This window comes from Polaromonas sp. P1_F2 (assembly GCF_056405735.1).
Genome location: NZ_JBFUBN010000008.1, coordinates 14,441 through 33,913 on the forward strand (window position 1 = coordinate 14,441; position 19,473 = coordinate 33,913).

Here is a 19,473-nt window from a genome sequence, read left to right on the forward strand (position 1 = left end):
GACATTAGCACTTTCCCCAGTCCCGGCGGACAGCCGTTTGACAGCCAGGGGGTGCATGATAGGCGGGTTATCAGCCATCCGGGCGCCCCGGGCGCCCATTCCACAGGAGACATCTACATGCGTCGCGATACCTTTCTCAAATCCCTGGCGGCCCTGGCCGCGACCGGTGCCTTGCCCATGTCGGCCCTTGCAGCCTCCAACATCAAGATGTTGATTCCCGCCAATCCCGGCGGCGGTTGGGACACCACGGGCCGTGCGCTCGGCAAGGCCATGACTGACGCCAAGGTGGCCGACACCGTCACCTATGACAACAAGGGCGGCGCCGCCGGTGCGCTGGGCCTGGCCCAGTTCGTGAACGGCTCCAAGGGCGACCCCAACGCGCTGATGGTGATGGGCGCCGTGATGCTGGGCGGCCTGATCACCGGCAAGCCGCCGGTCAGCCTGTCGCAGGCCACGCCGATTGCGCGCCTGTCGAGCGAATACAACGTCTTCGTGCTGCCCGCCAATTCGCCCTTCAAGACCATGAAGGACGTGGTCGACCAGCTCAAGAAAGACCCCGGCAGCGTGAAGTGGGGCGGCGGTTCGCGCGGCTCCACCGAGCACATCGCCGCGGCCATGATCGCGCAGAAGGTCGGCGCCGATCCTTCCAAGATCAACTACGTCGCTTTCCGCGGCGGCGGTGAGGCCACGGCGGCCATCCTGGGCGGCAACGTCACGGTGGGCGGCAGCGGCTATAGCGAGTTCGCCGAGTACATCAAGGCCGGCAAGATGCGCGCCATCGCCGTGACGTCCGGCAAGCGCCTGCCCGGCGTGGACGTGCCCACGCTCAAGGAGCAGGGCATCGACGTGGAAATCGGCAACTGGCGCGGCGTCTACGGTGCGCCCGGCATCACCGCCGAGCAGCGCAAGGCCCTGACCGACCTGGTGCTGGCCGCGCTGAAATCGCCGGCCTGGGCTGAAGCCGTCAAGAAAAACGACTGGACGCCGGCCGTCCTGTCGGGCGACGCCTTCGCCAAGTTCGTCGACGACGACTTCGCCGCCCTGCGCGCCACCATGGTCAAGTCCGGCATGGTCTGACCCTTCACGCTTTCGCCTTCGCGTGTAGCGGCGGAACGCCGCCCCGGGCTCAAATTCGATGAAATTTGACGAAAGGGCGGCGTACCGCCAGACTGCTTGTGTCCGCCCCACGTCTTTCGGGAACTATAACGATGACAAACTCAGATCCCTCGGCCGCCTGGCCGCAAACCCTGGTCGGAGCCGGCGTGCTGCTGACCGGCCTGGCGCTGGCCTTCGGCGCGATCGGCATCTCGTCCGAAGCCGGCTACGGCGGCGTCGGCCCCAACTTCCTTCCCTGGCTGGTCTCCATCGGGCTCACGGTCTGCGGCGCCTGGATCATCTGGGAAGCGCGCAACGGCGGCTTTCGCGAACTCGATGCGCCCCCCGGCGCCGACCGGGCCTACTGGCCGGGTTTTGTCTGGGTCTCGGCGGGGCTGTTGCTCAATGCGGCGCTGATCACCACCATAGGCTTCATCCTGAGCTGCACGCTGTGCTACCTGCTGGCGGTGCAAGGCTTGCGCCGCGCGGGCGGCCAGACGGGCGTCAATGCGCCGCGCACCTGGATCACAGACTTCCTGGTGGGGCTCGCGATTTCCGCCCCAGTGTTCTGGATGTTCACGAAATTCCTGGCCATCAACTTGCCAGGCCTGACCAGCACGGGGTGGATCTGATATGGAAATCTTCAATGCCCTGATGGCGGGTTTCGCGACAGCGATCACGCCGGTCAATTTGCTCTGGTGCCTGGTCGGCTGTGCCCTGGGTACTGCCGTGGGCGTGCTGCCCGGCATAGGCCCGGCGGTGGCGGTGGCCATGCTGCTGCCCATCACCGCCAAGGTCGACATCACCGCCTCGATGATCTTCTTCTCGGGCATCTATTACGGCGCCATGTACGGCGGCTCCACCACCTCCATTCTGCTGAACACGCCCGGCGAAACCGCCAGCATGGTCACGGCCATGGAGGGCAACAAGATGGCCAAGAGCGGGCGCGCTGGCGCCGCGCTCGCCACGGCGGCGATCGGCTCGTTTTTTGCCGGCACCATCGCCACCGTCATCGTCACGCTGTTCGCGCCCTTTGTGGCGGAGTTCGCGGTCAAGCTCGGTCCGCCCGAGTATTTCCTGCTGATGCTGCTGGCCTTCACCACGGTGAGCGCCGTGCTGGGCAAAAGCACCTTGCGCGGCATGACGGCGTTGCTGGTCGGCCTGGCTGCCGGCTGCGTCGGCCTGGACCAGATCTCGGGCCAGGGGCGTTACACCGGGGGCATCCCGGAGCTGCTCGACGGCATTGAAATCGTGCTGGTGGCCGTCGGCCTGTTCGCGGTGGCGGAAGTGCTCTATGCCGTGCTCTATGAGGGCAAAACGGTGGAAGACCAGAACAAGCTCAGCCGCGTGCACATGACCAAGGCCGACTGGAAACGTTCGATTCCGGCCTGGCTGCGCGGTACCGCGATCGGCACGCCTTTCGGCTGCATCCCGGCCGGCGGCACCGAGATACCGACCTTCCTGAGCTACGCCACGGAAAAGAAGCTCGCAAGCCCTGAGATCAGGGCCGAGTTCGGCACCAAGGGCGCCATCGAGGGTGTGGCCGGCCCCGAGGCGGCCAACAACGCCACGGTGACGGCGGCGCTGATTCCGCTGCTCACGCTGGGCATCCCGACATCGAACACCACGGCCATCCTGCTGGGCGCGTTCCAGAACTATGGCATCCAGCCCGGGCCGCAGCTTTTCACCACCTCCGCCGCGCTGGTGTGGGCGCTGATCGCCTCGCTCTATATCGGCAACGTCATGCTGCTGGTGCTCAACCTGCCCATGGTGGGCCTGTGGGTCAAGCTGCTGAAAATCCCCAAGCCGCAGCTTTATGCGGGCATCCTGATTTTCGCGACGGTGGGCGCCTACGGCATGCGGCAGAGCGCGTTCGATTTGTTCCTGCTCTATGCCATCGGCCTGCTGGGCGTGCTGATGCGCCGGTTCGACTTCCCCACCGCGCCCGTGGTGGTCGGCATGATCCTGGGTCCCCTGGCCGAAGCGCAGCTGCGCAACGCCATGTCGATAGGCGAGGGCAGCGCCATGGTGTTCTTCCAGCGCCCCATGTCGATCACGCTGGTCGTGATCGTGGTGGCGGTGCTGGTGCTCCCGCGCCTGGCTAAATACTGGACGACGAGGAAGACCGCAAGCTGAAAGTTCCAACCACAGAAGGAGACGACATGCTGAACCTCAAACGACGCGCGGCCCTGGGAGGGATAGGGCTGGGGCTGGCGACACTGGGCGGGGCCATCCCCGCGTGGGCGCAGACGGCGGCCAAGCCGCCGGCGGCGGGCGCACAGCCCAAAGCCAGGGCGGCCAAACTGGCACCCAAACTGCGCATCGTGATCCCGGCCAATGCCGGCGGCGGCTGGGACCAGACCGGCCGCGCCCTGGGCACGGCCCTCGTGGGCGCCGGCGCGACGGATGAGATCGAGTATGAAAACAAGGGCGGCAAGGGCGGCACCATAGGCCTGTCCTACTACGCCGAAAAATACAGCGCGGACCCCAACACCTTGCTGATGGGCGGCATGGTCATGGTGGGCGCGGTCGCCTTGCAGAAGCCGGCCGTCGACATGAGCCGCATCCGGCCGATCGCGCGCCTGACCAGCGACTACCTCGTGGTGGTGGTGGCCGCCAACTCGCCGGTGCGCACCATCGCCGACCTGGCCGGGCGCATGCGCGCCAATCCCAAGGACGTGCCCATCGCGGGCGGTTCCGCCGGCGGCGTGGACCACGTGTTCGCCGGGGTGTTCACCCGTGCGGCCGGCAGCAAGCCGGAAGAGCTGGTCTACCTGCCCTTTGCCGGCGGTGCCGAGGTGGTGCAGGCCGTGCTCAGCGGCAAGGCGGCGGCCGGTATCTCCGGTTACAGCGAATTCGCCGACGAACTGGCCAGCGGCAAGCTGCGCGCCATCGGTGTGTCGTCCAAGCGCACGGTGTTCGGCATCCCCTCCATCCGCGAGCAAGGGGTGGACGTGGACATGGCCAACTGGCGCGGTGTCTTCACCGGCCAGAACGTGACGGAAGCCCGCCAGGCGGAAATGCTGGAAGCCGTGAAGGCCGCCACAGGCCATGAGTCCTGGCAGAAAACGCTGAAGCAGAACCACTGGGAGTCTTCGCTGCTGTCGGGCCCCAGCCTCGCGAGCTTTATCGACTTTGACCTGACCACTTCGCGGGTCATGGTGCACCTGCTCAAGCTCAAGGCCTGAGCCACGCAGGCCCGGCTGCGCGCCGGGCCCGGCGCCGCGCTGGTGCACGCCGCGTGTGGCATGGAAAGTGCTCAGATGCAATTGACCGGGTACTGGATGAAACACCTAGCCATTGCCTGAAAACTGCATCTACCATGGCCTTGGAGGGAAAACATGCTGACTATCCAACGACGCGCGGTTCTCGGCGGACTCGCCGGGCTTGGAGTGGCCGCACCGCTTTGGGCCCAGTCCGCGCCCAAGGGCAAACTGGCGCCCAAGCTGCGCATCGTCATTCCCGCCATGTCCCGCACCTCACTCGATGAAGCCGGCCGCGCCCTGGGCGATGCGCTGGTGGGCCAGGGCCTGAGCGATGAGATTGAATACGAGAACAAGGAAGGCGGCAACGGCACCGCCGGGCTGGCCTGGTATGTGCAGAAGTACAACGCCGATCCCAACACGCTTTTTATGGGCGACAGCAACCTCGTCGGTGCGATCGCGCTGCAAAAGCCGGTCGTGGACCTTACGAAGGTCAAGCCCGTGGCTCGCCTGACCAGCGACTACCCGGTAGTGGTGGTGGCGGCCGCCTCGCCGATCAAGACCATCAACGAACTGGTGGAGCGGCTGCGCACCAATGCCAAACAGACGACCATGGCCATAGGCGCGGTGGGCGGCGCCGACCATGTGTTCGCGGGGCTGCTGGCAAAAGCCGCCGGCGCCAGGCCAGAGGACGCGGTCTACCTGCCGTTCGCGCGCAACTTCGAGCTGGTGGACGCGGTGATGGGCGGCAAGGCGGCGGCCGGTGTTTCCAGCTTCGGCACTTTCAGGGCGGAGCTGGCCGGCGGCAAGCTGCGCGCCCTCGGCGTCTCTTCCAAAAAGGCCGCTTACGGCGTCAAGTCGGTGCGCGAGCAGGGCCTGGACGTCGACCTCACCAACTGGCGCGCCGTGTTCACCGGCGCCGGCGTGCCGGCCGCGCGCCAGGCCGAGATGGTGGAGGGCGTGAAGGCCTCGCTGGCCTATGAGCTCTGGAAGAAGACGCTCAAGGAAAGTTATTGGGAGCAGTCCTGGATGTCGGGGCCGGACCTCGGCAATTTCATCGACTTCGACGTGAAGACGACGCAGCTGATGGTGCAGCTGCTCAAGCTCAAAGCCTAAAGACCTGAGGGCTTACTTGGCCGCGCCCAGGGCCAGGGCCCGCTCGCGCGAAGCCGCTTTTGCCCTGGCGGTGTCTGCGGCATCGGCCTGCTGCACCGGCCAGCCCGCCAGGTGCTGTTGCGCGATTTCGGCCAGCCCGGCGATCCATTCATGGCTGTCGTTGAGGCAGGGGATGTAGCCGAACTCCTTGCCGCCCGCGTGCAGAAAGGCTTCGCGCGCTTCCATGTTGATCTCTTCCAGCGTCTCCAGGCAGTCGCCGGTGAAACCCGGGCAGACCAGGTCGACCCGCTTGACGCCGGCTTGCGCCATGGCCACCAGCGTGGGTTCGGTATAGGGCTGCAGCCATTTGGCCTTGCCGAAGCGCGACTGGAAGGTGACCTTGTACTGCGCGGGCTCCAGGCCCAGCTGGGCGGCCAGCAGGCGCGCGGTCTTGTGGCATTCGCAGTGGTAGGGGTCGCCCAGCGCCAGCGTGCGTTCGGGCACGCCGTGAAAGCTCATGACCAGCTGTTCGGCGCGGCCCTGGGTGCGCCAGTGCTCGCGCACCCGGGCGGCCAGCGCCTTGATGTAGCCCTCGTGGTCGTGGTAATGGTTGACGAAGCGGAACTCGGGGATGCGGCGTATGCGTGCTGCCCAGCGGTAGACCGCGTCGAACACGCTGGCGGTGGTGGTGCCGCTGTACTGCGGATAGGCCGGCAGGATGAGCACGCGCTCCACGCCATCGGCCTTGAGCTGGTCCAGCTGCGAGGCGATGGACGGGCTGCCGTAGCGCATGGCGTAGCGCACTTCAACGGGATGGCCGCGCACCGCCAGGTAGCCGCGCAGCATGACAGCCTGTTTCTGCGTCCAGACCCGCAGCGGCGAACCTTCCTTCATCCAGATGCTGGCGTATTTGGCGGCCGACTTTTTGGGCCGCACGCGCAGGATGATGCCGTGCAGGATCAGCCACCACAGCGGCTTGGGGATTTCGACCACACGCGGGTCGCTCAGGAATTCGGCGAGGTAGCGGCGCAGCGCCGGCGCCGTGGCTTCGTCAGGGGTTCCCAGGTTGCACAGCAGGACGGCGGTGGTGGAAGAAGCGGCCGGGCCGACGGGCGGTGCGCCGTGGGAGAAGGGCGGCTCTGCAGCGAAGCGGGGGCGAAAAAACATGGGTTATTCTCGCCTATCCATCCTGCTTTCACCAATGCTAGACCTGACCACCATCAAAGCCATCACGCTAGACCTCGATGACACCTTGTGGCCTATCTGGCCGGCCATCGAAAGAGCCGAGAAAGCGCTGGATGACTGGCTGAGCCAGCATGCGCCCATGACCGCGGCGCTGTTTTCCAACCCGGCCGCGCGACATGAGATCCGCGAGCACGTCACGCGCTCGCGTCCCGAGCTCAAGTACAACCTCAGCGCCATACGCCGCGAGGCGATACGGCTGGCGCTGTACCGCTCCCGCGAGGATCCCTTGCTGGCCGAGCCTGCATTCGATGTTTTTTACGACGAGCGCAACAAGGTCACCCTGTTTGAGGATGCGGTGCTGGCGCTCGAATTCCTGTCCGGCCGCTACCCGCTGGTGGCGGTGTCCAACGGGAATGCCGACGTCAAGCGCATTGGCATCGACAGCTATTTCAAGGCCAGCATCAGCGCCCAGCAGTTCGGCGTGGGCAAACCCGACCCGCGCATCTTCCATGCCGCCGCGGGCGCGGTGGAGGTGTTGCCGGCCGAGGTGCTGCATGTGGGCGACGATGCGACGCTGGACGTGCTGGGCGCGCTCAATTGCGGCATGCAGACGGTCTGGGTCAACCGCTCCGACCAGCTGTGGGCCCACCCGGCCGTGCCGCACGAGACGGTGACCACGCTGACGGAGTTGTGCGACCTGTTCCCGCGCTGACCCTGGCCGGCGCTCCAGAGCTTTTCTCGAAGGGGCTTTCATGACGCTCAAGATCTATGGCACGGCAGCCTCGCGCGCGGCGCGTCCGCTGTGGCTGGTCCACGAAATGGGACTGGCCCACGAACACATCGCGCTGCCCTACGCGGGCGGCGCCACGCGCACACCGGAATTTCTTGCCATCAACCCGAACGGCCGTATCCCCGTGGTGGACGACGATGGCGTGCTGGTCTGGGAGTCCATGGCGTGCGTGCTCTACCTGGCCGAGCGCTTCAAGGCGCCCGATGCGCCGCTGCTGGCCGCGCAAAACCATGCAGAGCAGGCCGAGATCCTGCGCTGGAGCTTCTGGGTGGTGACCGAGTGCGAGAAAGACGCGCTGGCGTTTTTGATGCACCGCATCATGATGCCGGCGGACCGCCGTAAACCGCAACTGGCCGATGACGCCGAGCGCCACCTGCTGACGCCGCTGCGGGTGCTCGACCAGCATTTGTTGGGCCGGCCTTACCTGGCTGGTGAGCGGTTCACCGCGGCCGACATCTGCGTGGCGTCGGTCCTTGCCTGGGTGCAGGGCGGTGCCAGCCTGATGGCGCAGTGCCCGCGCGTGGATGAGTGGCTGCAGCGTTGCCTGTCGCGGCCGGCCTATCGCACGGTGCGTTTGATGGCCAAGAGCGCCTGAGTCCGGCGCGCCGCGGCAAACTTGCCTTAGTGGAGGCGCCGGGCCGCTTCCAGGCCCGACCGCACGGCGCCTTCCAGCGTGGCGGGGTAGGGGCCGTCGACATAGTCGCCGCAGGCCCAGAGGCCAGGCGCGACATCGGCGCCCGGGCGCCGCAGGCCGGGCGTGCAGGCAAAGGTGGCGCGCTTTTCGACAATGGTCTGCACCGCCTGCATGGCGCCCAGCCCCAGATGCCACAGTTGCGATTTCGCCTGCGCCAGCACCTGCGCGGTCAGCGTGGCGCTGTCGCCGGTGCTGGCGCTGATCACAAAGGCTAGCAGGCCGGCCGGGCCACCCAGCTGCCCGCGGTCAAAGACGAATTGGGCGGGCTCGCCGGGGCCGGCCGGCAGTGCCAGCATGGGCAGCTCCAGCCGCGCGTCCTGCGCCCAGGCGTAGACGGTCGTCAAGGCTTCGTGCTGCAGGCCGTGCGCTTGCGCCAGCCAGTCCGGGGCGGCGACGCCACTGCCTTCAACCAGCCGTGCTGCTTCCTGTGGCGGGCAGGCCAGCACCACGCAGTCGAAAGCCTCACTGGTATCGGTGCTTACGGCCCAACCTGAACCAAGGGGCGCGATGGCCTGTACGCGCGCGCCAAGCTGCGGCGCGCTGCCTTGCGCGGCTAGCCAGGCCAGCGCCGCGTCGGGCAGCAGGGCGCTGAGGTCGGTGCGCGGCAGCAGCAGGTTGGAGCCGCCGCTTTCCGAAAACAGTGCATCGCGCATCACGCGCAGGAAGACCTGGCCGCTGGCGCGTTCGGCGGGTGTGTTGAGCGCCGAGACGCACAGCGGTTCGATCAGCGCGGCCATGGCGCCGGGCGCCAGGCCGCGGCACAGGTCGGCGACTGACTGCCCGGGTTCGCACTGGAATTTTTTGAGCTGCCAGCCCACCGCGACCTTGAGCATGGAGAGCTTGTCGGCCAGGGACCAGCCGCGCGCCATGACAATGCCGGCCAGCGCATCGAGCGGGGCCGGGAGCTGCGGCAGCTTCAGGCCGCCGCCGTCGGGGAATTGCAAGGTCAGGGGCATCCGCAACAGCGCGGCGTCGGCGTCCACACCCAGGTCCTTCATCAGGCGCAGGGTCTCGGCATACGCGCCGATCAGGATGTGCTGGCCGTTGTCGAGCACCACCGGCTCACCCGACAGGGTGCCGCCCACGCGGCGCGCCCGCCCGCCCGCGATGCGGGTGGTTTCAAACAGCGTGGCCTGGTAGCCCAGGCGTGTGGCTTCCACGGCGGCGGCGCAGCCGGCCCAGCCTGCGCCTATGACGGCGACTCTCATATCTATACCACTCGTCCGAAGGCCTGTGTCTTCCAGGCCAACCAGAATTTGCGCAGCGGCGTCAGGCTGACGCGCTGGTGCAGCACCTGGTAGCCGTCGGCGGCGATTTCACGCAGCAGCGTGCGGTAGATGCTGGCCATCATGAGACCGGGCTTCTGCGTGCGGCGGTCGGCTTCGGGCAGCATGGCCAGCGCTTCGTCGTAGAGCGCGAGGGCGCGCTCGGTCTGGAATTTCATGAGTGCGCTGAAGCGGTCGGAGTACTGGCGCTTGAGGAGTTCGTGCGCTTTCACGTCGAACTGCTGCAGTTCATTGACGGGCAGGTAGATGCGCCCGCGCATTGCGTCTTCGCCCACGTCGCGGATGATGTTGGTGAGCTGGAAAGCCAGGCCCAGCTTGTGGGCGTAGGCGGTGGTGGCTTCGTCGGTCTGGCCGAAAATCCGTGCGGCCACTTCACCCACGATGCCGGCCACCAGGTGGCAATACTGCTTGAGGCCGGGGAAATCGAGATAACGGTTTTGCTCCAGGTCCATCTGGCAGCCGTCGATCACGGCCTGCAGGTGGCGCGCCTCGATGCGGTAGGTGGCGGCCAGCGGCATCAGCGCCTTCATCACCGGGTGCGTCGGTTCGCCGGCATAGGACTTGAGGACTTCGGTTTGCCACCAGGCCAGCTTGGTGCGGGCCACGCCGGGATCGGTGACCTCGTCGACCACGTCGTCGATCTCGCGGCAAAAAGCGTAGAAGGCCGTGATGGCGGCGCGGCGCTCTTTGGGTAGAAACAGGAAGGCGTAATAGAAACTGCTGCCGGATGCGGCGGCTTTTTGCTGGACATACTGCTCAGGCGTCATGCGGTAATTGTCACATGGGTTCGCGCGCGGCCAAGGAGGCTCGAGCGGACCTGCACTGGCTACATGAACAGCGCGCGCCAGCCCATCACCACGAGGTCCCAGGGATTGAGCCTGGGACGCCGCTGCAGGGTGGTGAAGCCCTGTGCTTCTATCTTGTCCAGGATGCGCAGGCCGCCTTGCACCACCAGGCGCAGTTCCCAGCCGCCGCGTCCGGGTATCTTTTTGGCCAGGGGCGCGCCCCTGAGCATCATCGCGCGGGCGGCGTACACATGCTCGGCGATCAGCGCTGTGGTGGACGGGCTGGCCTGCAGCGCCAGCAGTTGCGCTTCGTCGACGCTGTGGCGGGCCCACGCGTCGGCGGGCAGGTAGATGCGGCCGCGCGGGATGTCCACGCCGAGGTCTTGCCAGAAATTGATCAGTTGCAGGGCGGTGCAGATCTCGTCGCTCATCTGCAAGGACGCGGCGTCCTGCAGGCCGTAGAGGTGCAGCAGCAGCCGGCCCACGGGGTTGGCCGAGCGCTTGCAGTAATCCAGCAGTTCCGCCTCATCGGCATAGCGCTGCTTGACCGCATCCTGCTCGAAGGCGCTGAGCAGGTCGGCCAGCAGGTTGACGGGAAGTTCAAACCAGGCCAGCTGGGGTTTCAGTTGCCCGAAGACCGCGGCCCAGCGCGGCGAGGCAGGAAAACCCGTCGCGGTCGCCATCAGGTCGGCGCGGTAGGCGGCGAGATCGGCGAGGCGGGTCTCTGGCGTTGCGTCGCCCTCATCGGCGATGTCGTCGGCCGTGCGGGCGAACCAGTAAATCGCCGCGATGGGTGGGCGCAGGCGTGGCGGGCACAGCAGCGAGGCGACTGGGAAGTTTTCGTAGTGCGACACCCCCTGAAGAGGTACGGGCGCGCTGGGCTGTTGGAGGCCTGGGGTCATGCGGGCGATTGTCGCTTGACAAGCCCTGGCATTTACCCTAGATTACTAACCGGTCAGTCAGTAGTGAGTTTTGCAAGCTTTTCCTGGCTGCTTGCCGTCCGAGTTTTCACACCCATTCGACCATGAATAAAACCGTTTTCTCCCTGGTGGGCGCCGCCGTGTTGCTGGCAGCCTGTTCCAAGTCCGCCCCACCTGAGGAACCGGTTCGCGCCGTGAAGGTGGTCACCGTGGGGATCAACGCGTTTTCGTCCAGCCACGAATATGCGGGCGAGGTCAAAGCCCAGGTCGAGTCCAGGCTGGGCTTTCGGGTCGGCGGCAAGATCATCAAGCGCCAGGCCGAATTGGGCCAGCGCGTGAAGGCGGGGCAAGTTCTGGCCCAGCTGGATCCTCAGGACTTCAGGCTGGCTGCAGATTCGGCTCGCGCCCAGGTGGCTGCGGCGGCCACCAACCGCGACCTCGCGGCCGCCGACTTCAAGCGCTACAAGGAGCTCAAGGAGCAGAACTTCATCAGCGGCGCCGAACTGGAGCGCCGTGAAACCACGCTCAAGGCGGCGCAAGCCCAGCTCGAGCAGGCTCAGTCGCAGTTCGCAGTGCAGGGCAACCAGGCCAATTACGCGGCGCTGGTCGCTGATGTATCGGGTGTGGTGACTGCCATTGAGGCCGAACCGGGCCAGGTCGTGGCGGCGGGCGCGCCGGTGGTGCGCATCGCGGCGGACGGCGTGCGCGACGTGGTGTTTTCGGTGCCCGAAGATAAGGTAGCCGGCATCAAGACCGGCTCGGCGGTCAAGATACGCGTCTGGTCGCAAAACGCCGATCTGGCCGGCAAGGTCCGCGAGGTGGCCGCCAGCAGCGACCCGGTCACGCGCACCTACACCATCAAGGTTTCTATCGATGCCAAGGAGCCGCCGCCTCTGGGCGCCACGGTGTATGTGGTGCCTGAATCGGGTGGTGCCGTGGGCGCGCCGGTGATCAAGCTCCCGACCACGGCCTTGCGCCAGGAAGGCAAGGCCACGGCTGTGTGGGTGGTCGACAAGGCCACCATGACGGTCAAGCCGCAAATCATCCAGGTCGCGACGGCCGACGGCAACGAGGTGGTCGTGGGGGCCGGGCTGCAGCCAGGCATGCTGGTGGTGAGTGCCGGCGTGCATGTGCTGTCGCCGGGCCAGAAGGTCACGCTCTACCAGCCCAGTGTGGCCCTGGCCGGTGCCACGCCGGTGCAGGCGGCGGGAGTGACTCCGGTCTCCGCTGGCGCCGCTTCGGCGCCCGCATCCGCTGCCTCCGGCGCGAAGTGAGGCGGCCATGACGCAAGCCCACCAAGACGGCAACAACCCTGCCGGCGAACTCGCTTCGCCCTCGACCCGCTTCAATCTTTCCAAATGGGCGCTGGACCATCCGGCGCTCACGCGTTACCTGCTGCTGGTGCTGATGATCCTGGGCTTCGCATCCTACTTCCAGCTCGGGCAGGACGAGGATCCGCCCTTCACCTTCCGCGCCATGGTGGTGCGCACCTACTGGCCGGGCGCCACGGCGCAGCAGGTGGCCGAGCAGGTCACCGACAAGCTGGAGCGCACACTGCAGGAAGCACCGTATTCCGACCGCATCCGCAGCTATTCCAAGCCCGGTGAGTCGCAGATCATTTTCCAGATCAAGGACTCCTCCAAGCCGGCCGAAGTCGCCAACGTCTGGTATTCGGTGCGCAAGAAGATAGGTGACATGCGCGGCACCTTGCCGGGCGGCATCCAGGGGCCGTTCTTCAACGATGAGTTTGGCGACGTCTACGGCGTGATCTACGCGCTCGAATCCGACGGCTTCAATTACGCCGAGGTCAAGACCTTCGCCGACGATGTGCGCCAGCAGCTGCTGCGCGTGCCTGACGTGAGCAAGGTAGAGCTCTTCGGTGTGCAGGACGAAAAAGTTTTCATCGAGATTTCGCAAAAGCGCCTGGCGCAACTGGGGCTGGACCTGAACCAGGTGCTGGCCCAGCTCGGCCAGCAAAACGCCATCGAATCGGCCGGCGCGGTGCAGACGCCGCTGGACGTGGTGCAGGTGCGCGTGGCGGGCCAGTTCGAGGTGATAGAGCAGTTGCGCGCCATGCCGATACGCGGCAGCTCGGGCGGCCAACTGCAGCTGGGCGACATCGCCGAGATCAAGCGCGGTTATGTGGACCCGCCTTCCGTGAAAGTGCACCACCAGGGCAAGGAAGTGATCGCGCTGGGTGTCTCCATGGCCAAGGGCGGAGACATCATCGCGCTGGGCAAGTCGCTCACGGCGCTGTCAGGCCGCATCGAAAAAACCCTGCCGGCCGGCATCAGGCTCGTGAACGTGCAGAACCAGCCCAAGGCGGTGGCCACCTCGGTCAATGAATTCGTGCGCGTGCTGATCGAGGCCGTGGTGATCGTGCTGGCGGTGAGCTTCATCAGCCTGGGTTTTCACAAGCGCCCGACCAATGGCGGAGGCCCCTTGCCGCTGTGGAAGCGTTATTACATCGACATGCGGCCCGGCCTGGTGGTGGGTATCACCATCCCGCTGGTGCTGAGCCTGACTTTTCTGGCCATGTGGTACTACGGCATAGGTCTGCACAAGATCTCGCTGGGCTCGCTGATCATCGCGCTGGGCTTGCTGGTGGACGACGCCATCATTGCCGTCGAGATGATGGTGCGCAAGATGGAAGAAGGCTACGACAAGGTGCGCGCCGCCACCTTCGCCTACGAGATCACCGCCATGCCCATGCTGACGGGCACACTGATCACCGCCGCGGGCTTTCTGCCGATTGGCCTGGCCAAATCCACGACCGGTGAATACACCTTCGCGATTTTCGCGGTGACGGTGATCGCGCTGGTGCTCAGCTGGATCGTCTCGGTGTACTTCGTTCCCTACCTGGGCACGCTGTTGCTCAAGGTGCCGCCGCACGTGCAGGAAGTGGCCGCGGGCCAGGACAGCCCGCACGAAATGTTCGACAGCCCGTTCTACAGCAACTTTCGCAAGACGGTGAGCTGGTGCGTGGAGCATCGCTGGATCACCATCGGATCCACGGTGTTGATCTTCGCGCTGGGCATCGTCGGCATGGGCAAGGTGCAGCAGCAGTTCTTCCCCGACTCCAGCCGGCCCGAGATCATGGTCGACATCTGGTTCCCCGAAGGCACCTCTTTCGCCGCCAACGAGGCCACCGCCAAACGCGTCGAACAGCGCCTGATGAAGGAAGAGGGCGTCACCACGGTCAGCACCTGGATAGGTTCGGGCGTGCCGCGTTTTTACCTGCCGCTGGACCAGGTCTTTCCGCAGACCAACGTCTCGCAGATGATTGTGCTGCCCAAGGACCTGAAGGTGCGCGAATCGCTGCGCATCAAGCTGCCGGCCTTGCTGGCCACCGAATTCCCCGAGGTGCGCGGCCGCGTCAAGCTGCTGCCCAACGGCCCGCCTGTCCCTTACCCGGTGCAGTTCCGCGTGGTGGGCATAGACCCGCTGGTGCTGCGCGAGCGTGCCGACGAGGTCAAGGCGGTGATGCGCGAAAGCGGCAACACGCGCGGCGTGAACGACAACTGGAATGAGTCGGTCAAGGTGCTGCGCCTTGAGGTGGATCAGGCCAAGGCGCGCGCGATGGGCGTAACCAGCCAGTCGATCGCCCAGGCCTCGCGCACCATCCTGGCGGGCACACAGGTGGGCCAGTTCCGCGAAGGCGACAAGCTGATCGACATCGTGCTGCGCCAGCCGCTGGACGAGCGCAACGCGATCACCGACATCGGCAATGCCTACCTGCCCACGGCGTCGGGCAAGTCGATTCCGCTCACGCAGATCGCCAAGCCGGTGTTCACCTGGGAGCCGGGCGTGATGTGGCGCGAGAACCGCGACTACGCCATCACGGTCCAGAGCGACATCGTCGAAGGCCTGCAGGGTGCCACCGTCACGCAGGAACTGATGCCCAAGCTCAAGGCGCTGGAAGCCAAATGGCTGGACAAGGGCATGACGGGCTATCGCATCCAGGTGGCCGGTGCGGTGGAGGAAAGCTCAAAGGGTTCGTCTTCGATTGTTGCCGGCTTGCCAATCGCGGGCTTCCTGATTCTTACCTTGCTGATGCTTCAGTTGCAGAGCTTCAGCCGGACCATGCTGGTCTTTGTGACCGGCCCGCTGGGTATTGCAGGCGTGGCCGCCGCGCTGTTGCTGCTGGGACGGCCTTTCGGCTTCGTCGCCCTGCTGGGCGTTATCGCGTTGATGGGCATGATCCAGCGCAATTCCGTGATTTTGATCGACCAGATCGAGCAGGACCGCGCCCGCGGCGTGCCGGCCTGGGACGCGATCGTCGAATCGGCCGTGCGCCGGTTGCGGCCCATCGTGCTGACGGCGGCGGCTGCCGTGCTGGCCATGATCCCGCTGTCTCGCAGCGTGTTCTGGGGGCCTATGGCGGTCGCCATCATGGGCGGCCTGGTGGTGGCGACGGTGCTGACGCTGCTGGCCTTGCCGGCCATGTATGCAGCCTGGTTCCGCGTCAAACGCGAAGACAAGCAGGAAACGAAGCCACACCCGGCCGAAACAGCACTGCCGGCCTGATTCTCCCTGGCCCGTCCGCCCGGACGCAAAAACCGGGCGCGATACGGCTAAAATAGAGAGTTGACCGATTTCAAGCGGGGATTCGGAGTTTTTTCGGATTCCCGTTTTTATTTCCGGCGCGCGGGTGGCGAAATTGGTAGACGCACCAGGTTTAGGTCCTGACGCCAGCAATGGTGTGGGGGTTCGAGTCCCCCCCCGCGCACCACCCTGAGGCTTGCGGGCGGCAGTTCTTGCGGCCATGCGCTCAGGCGTTGCGGAAAATCCGCGACATGCCAGGTGAAAACCTGTTTTGACTATTTTTTGATCTTAGGAAGACCATCATGGCCGTGACTGTTGAAACCCTTGAAAAGCTCGAGCGCAAAATGACGCTCACGCTGCCCGTCAACACCATCCAGTCGGAAGTTGACACCCGCCTGAAGCGCCTGGCCCGCACGGTCAAGATGGACGGCTTCCGTCCGGGCAAGGTCCCGATGAACGTCGTGGCCCAGCGCTATGGCTATTCGGTGCATTACGAAGTCATGAACGACAAGGTCGGTGAAGCCTTCGCCGTGGCCGCCAACGAGGCCAAGCTGCGCGTCGCCGGCCAGCCCCGCATCAGCGAAAAAGAGGGCGCCCCCGAAGGCGAACTCGCGTTCGACGCGGTGTTCGAGGTCTATCCCGAAGTCAAGATCGCCGACCTGTCGGGCGCCCAGGTGGAAAAAGTCAGCGCCGACGTCAGCGACGCGGCCATCGACAAGACCCTGGACATCCTGCGCAAGCAGCGCCGCACCTTCGCCCAGCGCGCAGCCGACGCGCCGGCACAGGACGGCGACCGCGCCACCATCGACTTTGAAGGCAAGATCGACGGCGAACCCTTTGCCGGCGGCAAGGCCGAGGACTACCAGTTCCTGATCGGCGACGGCCAGATGCTCAAGGAATTCGAAGACGCCGTGCGTGGCATGAAGACCGGCGAAAGCAAGACCTTCCCGCTGAACTTCCCGGCCGACTACCACGGCAAGGACGTGGCCGGCAAACAGGCCGACTTCCTCGTGACGGTCAAGAAGGTCGAAGCCGCCCACCTGCCCGAAGTCAACGAAGCACTGGCGAAGTCGCTGGGCATTGCCGAGGCAACGGTTGAAGGGCTGCGCGCCGACATCAAGAAAAACCTCGAGCGCGAAGTCAAGTTCCGCCTGCTGGCCCGCAACAAGAACGCCGTGATGGACGCGCTGGTCGCCAACGCCGAACTCGACCTGCCAAAGTCCAGCGTTCAGGCTGAACTGGACCGCATGATCGAAGGCGCCCGCGCCGACCTGAAACAGCGCGGCATCAAGGACGCCGACAAGGCGCCGATTCCCGAAGAAATCTTCCGCCCGCAAGCCGAAAAGCGCGTGCGCCTGGGCCTGGTGGTGGCCGAACTGGTGCGCACCAACGACCTGCAGGCCAAGCCTGACCAGCTCAAGGCGCACATCGAAGAGCTGGCCGCTAGCTACGAAAAGCCGCAAGATGTGGTGCGCTGGTACCTGAGCGACAACCGCCGCATGGCCGAAGTCGAGGCCGTTGTGATCGAAAACAACGTCACCGACTTCGTGCTGGGCAAGGCCAAGGTTACCGAAAAGGCTATTTCCTTCGACGACCTGATGGGCCAGAACTGATTCTTCACCGCCTTTCCTGATCTTTCCTGACCTTGGGGCTTGCGCTTTGCGGCGCAGGCCCCAATTTCATTGGGCTACGGTTTGGCGGCCTGCGAACCGGCTGTCAGCCCCCGCCGAAATTCCCTGAGGGAGTTTTTGGGTACAGTACAAACATCTCTGGAGAAAACATGATGGTCCGAAACAGTATTTACGGCGGCGCCTATACCGGCCCGCAAGCCGGCGCCCAGGATGCGCAGGGCCTGGGCATGGTGCCCATGGTCATCGAGCAGTCCGGCCGCGGCGAGCGCTCCTACGACATTTACTCGCGCCTGCTGAAAGAGCGCGTGATCTTCCTGGTGGGCCCGGTCAACGACCAGACCGCCAACCTGGTGGTGGCCCAGCTCTTGTTCCTGGAAAGCGAAAACCCGGACAAGGACATTTCCTTCTACATCAACTCGCCGGGCGGTTCCGTGACGGCCGGCATGGCGATTTACGACACCATGCAGTTCATCAAGCCCGACGTCTCCACCCTTTGCGTGGGCATGGCGGCCAGCATGGGCGCTTTCCTGCTGTCGGCCGGCACCAAGGGCAAGCGCTTCTCGCTGCCGAACTCGCGCGTGATGATTCACCAGCCCTCGGGCGGCGCGCAAGGCCAGGCCACGGACATCGAAATCCACGCCCGCGACATTCTCAAGACGCGTGACCAGCTCAACCGGATCATGGCAGCCAACTGCGGCCAGCCGGTTGAAAAGATCGAACGCGATACAGAACGGGACTATTTCATGTTTGCGGACGAGGCCAAGGAATACGGCCTGGTCGACCAGGTCATCGCCAAGCGGCCCTGAGCGTCCGGGGCGGTAAAGCCGGCCAAAACGGCTTAAACCCCTCAAGTTGCTCAGCAACAACGGCGTTTTCTGTAACAGAAACGCCGTTTTTTTATTGGTTATCATTAGGTAACAGTTCCCTACAGGCACCTTAAAGGCATCCCCACCAATGGCCGAGAAAAAAGGCTCCTCCAGCGAAAAGACTTTGCACTGCTCTTTTTGCGGTAAAAGTCAGCACGAAGTTAAAAAACTGATCGCTGGCCCCTCGGTATTCATCTGCGACGAATGCATCGATCTCTGCAACGAGATCATCCGCGACGAACTTCCCGCCGGCGAAGATGTCCGCGAAACCCGCACCGATTTGCCCACCCCCCTGGAAATCAAGGGGACGCTGGACGGCTATGTGATCGGCCAGGAGCCGGCCAAGCGCACGCTGGCCGTGGCGGTGTACAACCACTACAAGCGGCTGCGCCACAAGGAAAAAGCCAAAAAAGACGACGTGGAGCTGACCAAGAGCAATATCTTGCTGATCGGCCCTACCGGTTCGGGTAAAACCCTGCTGGCCCAGACCCTGGCGCGCACGCTCAACGTGCCGTTCGTGATGGCCGACGCCACCACGCTGACCGAAGCCGGCTATGTGGGCGAGGACGTCGAAAACATCATCCAGAAGCTGCTGCAAAGCTGCAACTACGAAGTCGAGCGCGCCCAGCAGGGCATCGTCTACATCGATGAAATCGACAAGATCTCGCGCAAGTCCGACAACCCCTCCATCACGCGCGACGTGTCGGGCGAGGGCGTGCAGCAGGCGCTGCTCAAGCTGATCGAAGGCACCATGGCCTCGGTGCCGCCGCAGGGCGGCCGCAAGCATCCAAACCAGGATTTCCTGCAGGTGGACACCACCAACATCCTGTTCATTTGCGGCGGCGCCTTCGCCGGCCTGGAAAAAGTCATTGAAAACCGCACCGAAGCCTCGGGCATGGGGTTCGGGGCGACCGTCAAAAGCAAGAAGTCCCGCACCCTGACCGACGCCTTCAAGGAAGTCGAGCCGGAAGACCTGATCAAGTTCGGCCTGATCCCCGAACTGGTCGGCCGCATGCCCGTGGTCGCCACGCTGGCTGAGCTCAGTGAAGATGCGCTGGTGCAGATCCTGACCGAGCCGAAAAATGCCGTGGTCAAGCAGTTCAGCAAGCTGCTGGCCATGGAAGGTGTGGATCTCGAGATTCGCCCGTCCGCGCTCAAGGCCATCGCGCGCAAGGCCCTGGCCCGCAAAACTGGCGCGCGCGGCCTGCGTTCCATCCTGGAGCAGTCGCTGATCGACACCATGTTCGACCTGCCCAATGCCAGCAATGTCGACAAGGTTGTCGTGGATGAGTCCACAATTGAAGAGAGCAAGGCCCCCTTGCTGGTATACCGCGAAGCGGCCAAGAAAGCCTGAAGATCACAAAGGCTGGCCGGAATG

At 65.0% G+C, this 19,473-nt stretch carries 16 protein-coding genes and 1 tRNA gene; 13 read left to right on the forward strand and 4 right to left on the reverse strand.

Annotation, left to right across the window (positions count from 1 at the left end):
- Nucleotides 1-117: 117 nt before the first annotated feature.
- The 5 genes from AC1D0O_RS16280 (at nt 118) to AC1D0O_RS16300 (ending at nt 5,414) form a co-directional block, all read left to right on the forward strand.
- On the forward strand, nt 118-1,077 hold the full coding sequence (locus AC1D0O_RS16280; RefSeq protein WP_477654549.1) for a tripartite tricarboxylate transporter substrate binding protein: 960 nt from the start codon (nt 118-120) through the stop codon (nt 1,075-1,077).
- A 131-nt stretch (nt 1,078-1,208) separates the two neighbouring features.
- A complete protein-coding gene (locus tag AC1D0O_RS16285; protein WP_477654550.1) occupies nt 1,209-1,727 on the forward strand; it encodes a tripartite tricarboxylate transporter TctB family protein in 519 nt (172 codons plus the stop codon).
- A gap of 1 nt (nt 1,728) precedes the next feature.
- On the forward strand, nt 1,729-3,231 hold the full coding sequence (locus tag AC1D0O_RS16290) for a tripartite tricarboxylate transporter permease (protein WP_477654551.1): 1,503 nt from the start codon (nt 1,729-1,731) through the stop codon (nt 3,229-3,231).
- Nucleotides 3,232-3,257: 26 nt separating this feature from the next.
- Complete coding sequence (locus AC1D0O_RS16295; protein ID WP_477654552.1) at nt 3,258-4,283, forward strand: Bug family tripartite tricarboxylate transporter substrate binding protein; 1,026 nt, start codon at nt 3,258-3,260, stop codon at nt 4,281-4,283.
- Between the two features lie 153 nt (nt 4,284-4,436).
- The gene (locus tag AC1D0O_RS16300) at nt 4,437-5,414 is read left to right on the forward strand and encodes a Bug family tripartite tricarboxylate transporter substrate binding protein (RefSeq protein WP_477654553.1); all 978 of its coding nucleotides are present in this window, start codon (nt 4,437-4,439) and stop codon (nt 5,412-5,414) included.
- A 12-nt stretch (nt 5,415-5,426) separates the two neighbouring features.
- On the opposite strand, the gene hemH is transcribed toward AC1D0O_RS16300, so the two are convergent.
- Nucleotides 5,427-6,560 (reverse strand): ferrochelatase, encoded by a 1,134-nt coding sequence (gene hemH, locus AC1D0O_RS16305; RefSeq protein ID WP_477654554.1) that lies wholly within the window; start codon nt 6,558-6,560, stop codon nt 5,427-5,429.
- 34 nt (nt 6,561-6,594) lie between these two features.
- On the opposite strand from hemH, the gene AC1D0O_RS16310 reads away from it, so the two are divergent.
- Nucleotides 6,595-7,290, forward strand: coding sequence for an HAD family hydrolase (locus tag AC1D0O_RS16310; RefSeq protein ID WP_477654555.1), 696 nt, complete (start codon nt 6,595-6,597; stop codon nt 7,288-7,290).
- Between the two features lie 40 nt (nt 7,291-7,330).
- A complete protein-coding gene (locus tag AC1D0O_RS16315) occupies nt 7,331-7,963 on the forward strand; it encodes a glutathione S-transferase family protein (protein WP_477654556.1) in 633 nt (210 codons plus the stop codon).
- Nucleotides 7,964-7,989: 26 nt separating this feature from the next.
- On the opposite strand, the gene hpnE is transcribed toward AC1D0O_RS16315, so the two are convergent.
- The 3 genes from hpnE to hpnC are packed head-to-tail and all read right to left on the reverse strand — an operon-like array spanning nt 7,990 to nt 11,035.
- The gene (hpnE, locus tag AC1D0O_RS16320) at nt 7,990-9,270 is read right to left on the reverse strand and encodes a hydroxysqualene dehydroxylase HpnE (protein ID WP_477654557.1); all 1,281 of its coding nucleotides are present in this window, start codon (nt 9,268-9,270) and stop codon (nt 7,990-7,992) included.
- Between the two features lie 2 nt (nt 9,271-9,272).
- Nucleotides 9,273-10,115 (reverse strand): presqualene diphosphate synthase HpnD, encoded by an 843-nt coding sequence (hpnD, locus tag AC1D0O_RS16325; protein ID WP_477654558.1) that lies wholly within the window; start codon nt 10,113-10,115, stop codon nt 9,273-9,275.
- A 59-nt stretch (nt 10,116-10,174) separates the two neighbouring features.
- Complete coding sequence (hpnC, locus tag AC1D0O_RS16330; protein WP_477654559.1) at nt 10,175-11,035, reverse strand: squalene synthase HpnC; 861 nt, start codon at nt 11,033-11,035, stop codon at nt 10,175-10,177.
- Between the two features lie 122 nt (nt 11,036-11,157).
- On the opposite strand from hpnC, the gene AC1D0O_RS16335 reads away from it, so the two are divergent.
- The 6 genes from AC1D0O_RS16335 (at nt 11,158) to clpX (ending at nt 19,449) form a co-directional block, all read left to right on the forward strand.
- Nucleotides 11,158-12,327: an efflux RND transporter periplasmic adaptor subunit gene (locus tag AC1D0O_RS16335; protein ID WP_477654560.1), complete on the forward strand. Its 1,170-nt coding sequence runs from the start codon at nt 11,158-11,160 to the stop codon at nt 12,325-12,327.
- A 7-nt stretch (nt 12,328-12,334) separates the two neighbouring features.
- Nucleotides 12,335-15,580 (forward strand): efflux RND transporter permease subunit, encoded by a 3,246-nt coding sequence (locus AC1D0O_RS16340; RefSeq protein WP_477654561.1) that lies wholly within the window; start codon nt 12,335-12,337, stop codon nt 15,578-15,580.
- A 118-nt stretch (nt 15,581-15,698) separates the two neighbouring features.
- Nucleotides 15,699-15,785, forward strand: a tRNA-Leu gene (locus AC1D0O_RS16345).
- Between the two features lie 115 nt (nt 15,786-15,900).
- Complete coding sequence (gene tig, locus AC1D0O_RS16350) at nt 15,901-17,211, forward strand: trigger factor (RefSeq protein ID WP_477654562.1); 1,311 nt, start codon at nt 15,901-15,903, stop codon at nt 17,209-17,211.
- A gap of 167 nt (nt 17,212-17,378) precedes the next feature.
- Entirely contained in the window at nt 17,379-18,035 is a 657-nt protein-coding gene (clpP, locus tag AC1D0O_RS16355) for an ATP-dependent Clp endopeptidase proteolytic subunit ClpP (RefSeq protein ID WP_305790672.1), read from the forward strand.
- Between the two features lie 148 nt (nt 18,036-18,183).
- Complete coding sequence (clpX, locus tag AC1D0O_RS16360) at nt 18,184-19,449, forward strand: ATP-dependent Clp protease ATP-binding subunit ClpX (RefSeq protein ID WP_436154012.1); 1,266 nt, start codon at nt 18,184-18,186, stop codon at nt 19,447-19,449.
- Nucleotides 19,450-19,473 lie beyond the last annotated feature (24 nt).

Coding starts and splice junctions, on each gene's coding strand:
- AC1D0O_RS16340 (WP_477654561.1), top strand. CDS start 12,335: ATGACGCAAGCCCACCAAGACGGCAACAACCCTGCCGGCGAACTCGCT.
- tig (WP_477654562.1), top strand. CDS start 15,901: ATGGCCGTGACTGTTGAAACCCTTGAAAAGCTCGAGCGCAAAATGACG.
- AC1D0O_RS16315 (WP_477654556.1), top strand. CDS start 7,331: ATGACGCTCAAGATCTATGGCACGGCAGCCTCGCGCGCGGCGCGTCCG.
- hpnD (WP_477654558.1), bottom strand. CDS start 10,115: ATGACGCCTGAGCAGTATGTCCAGCAAAAAGCCGCCGCATCCGGCAGC.
- AC1D0O_RS16285 (WP_477654550.1), top strand. CDS start 1,209: ATGACAAACTCAGATCCCTCGGCCGCCTGGCCGCAAACCCTGGTCGGA.
- hemH (WP_477654554.1), bottom strand. CDS start 6,560: ATGTTTTTTCGCCCCCGCTTCGCTGCAGAGCCGCCCTTCTCCCACGGC.
- AC1D0O_RS16295 (WP_477654552.1), top strand. CDS start 3,258: ATGCTGAACCTCAAACGACGCGCGGCCCTGGGAGGGATAGGGCTGGGG.
- AC1D0O_RS16300 (WP_477654553.1), top strand. CDS start 4,437: ATGCTGACTATCCAACGACGCGCGGTTCTCGGCGGACTCGCCGGGCTT.
- hpnE (WP_477654557.1), bottom strand. CDS start 9,270: ATGAGAGTCGCCGTCATAGGCGCAGGCTGGGCCGGCTGCGCCGCCGCC.
- hpnC (WP_477654559.1), bottom strand. CDS start 11,035: ATGACCCCAGGCCTCCAACAGCCCAGCGCGCCCGTACCTCTTCAGGGG.
- clpP (WP_305790672.1), top strand. CDS start 17,379: ATGATGGTCCGAAACAGTATTTACGGCGGCGCCTATACCGGCCCGCAA.
- clpX (WP_436154012.1), top strand. CDS start 18,184: ATGGCCGAGAAAAAAGGCTCCTCCAGCGAAAAGACTTTGCACTGCTCT.
- AC1D0O_RS16335 (WP_477654560.1), top strand. CDS start 11,158: ATGAATAAAACCGTTTTCTCCCTGGTGGGCGCCGCCGTGTTGCTGGCA.
- AC1D0O_RS16310 (WP_477654555.1), top strand. CDS start 6,595: ATGCTAGACCTGACCACCATCAAAGCCATCACGCTAGACCTCGATGAC.
- AC1D0O_RS16280 (WP_477654549.1), top strand. CDS start 118: ATGCGTCGCGATACCTTTCTCAAATCCCTGGCGGCCCTGGCCGCGACC.
- AC1D0O_RS16290 (WP_477654551.1), top strand. CDS start 1,729: ATGGAAATCTTCAATGCCCTGATGGCGGGTTTCGCGACAGCGATCACG.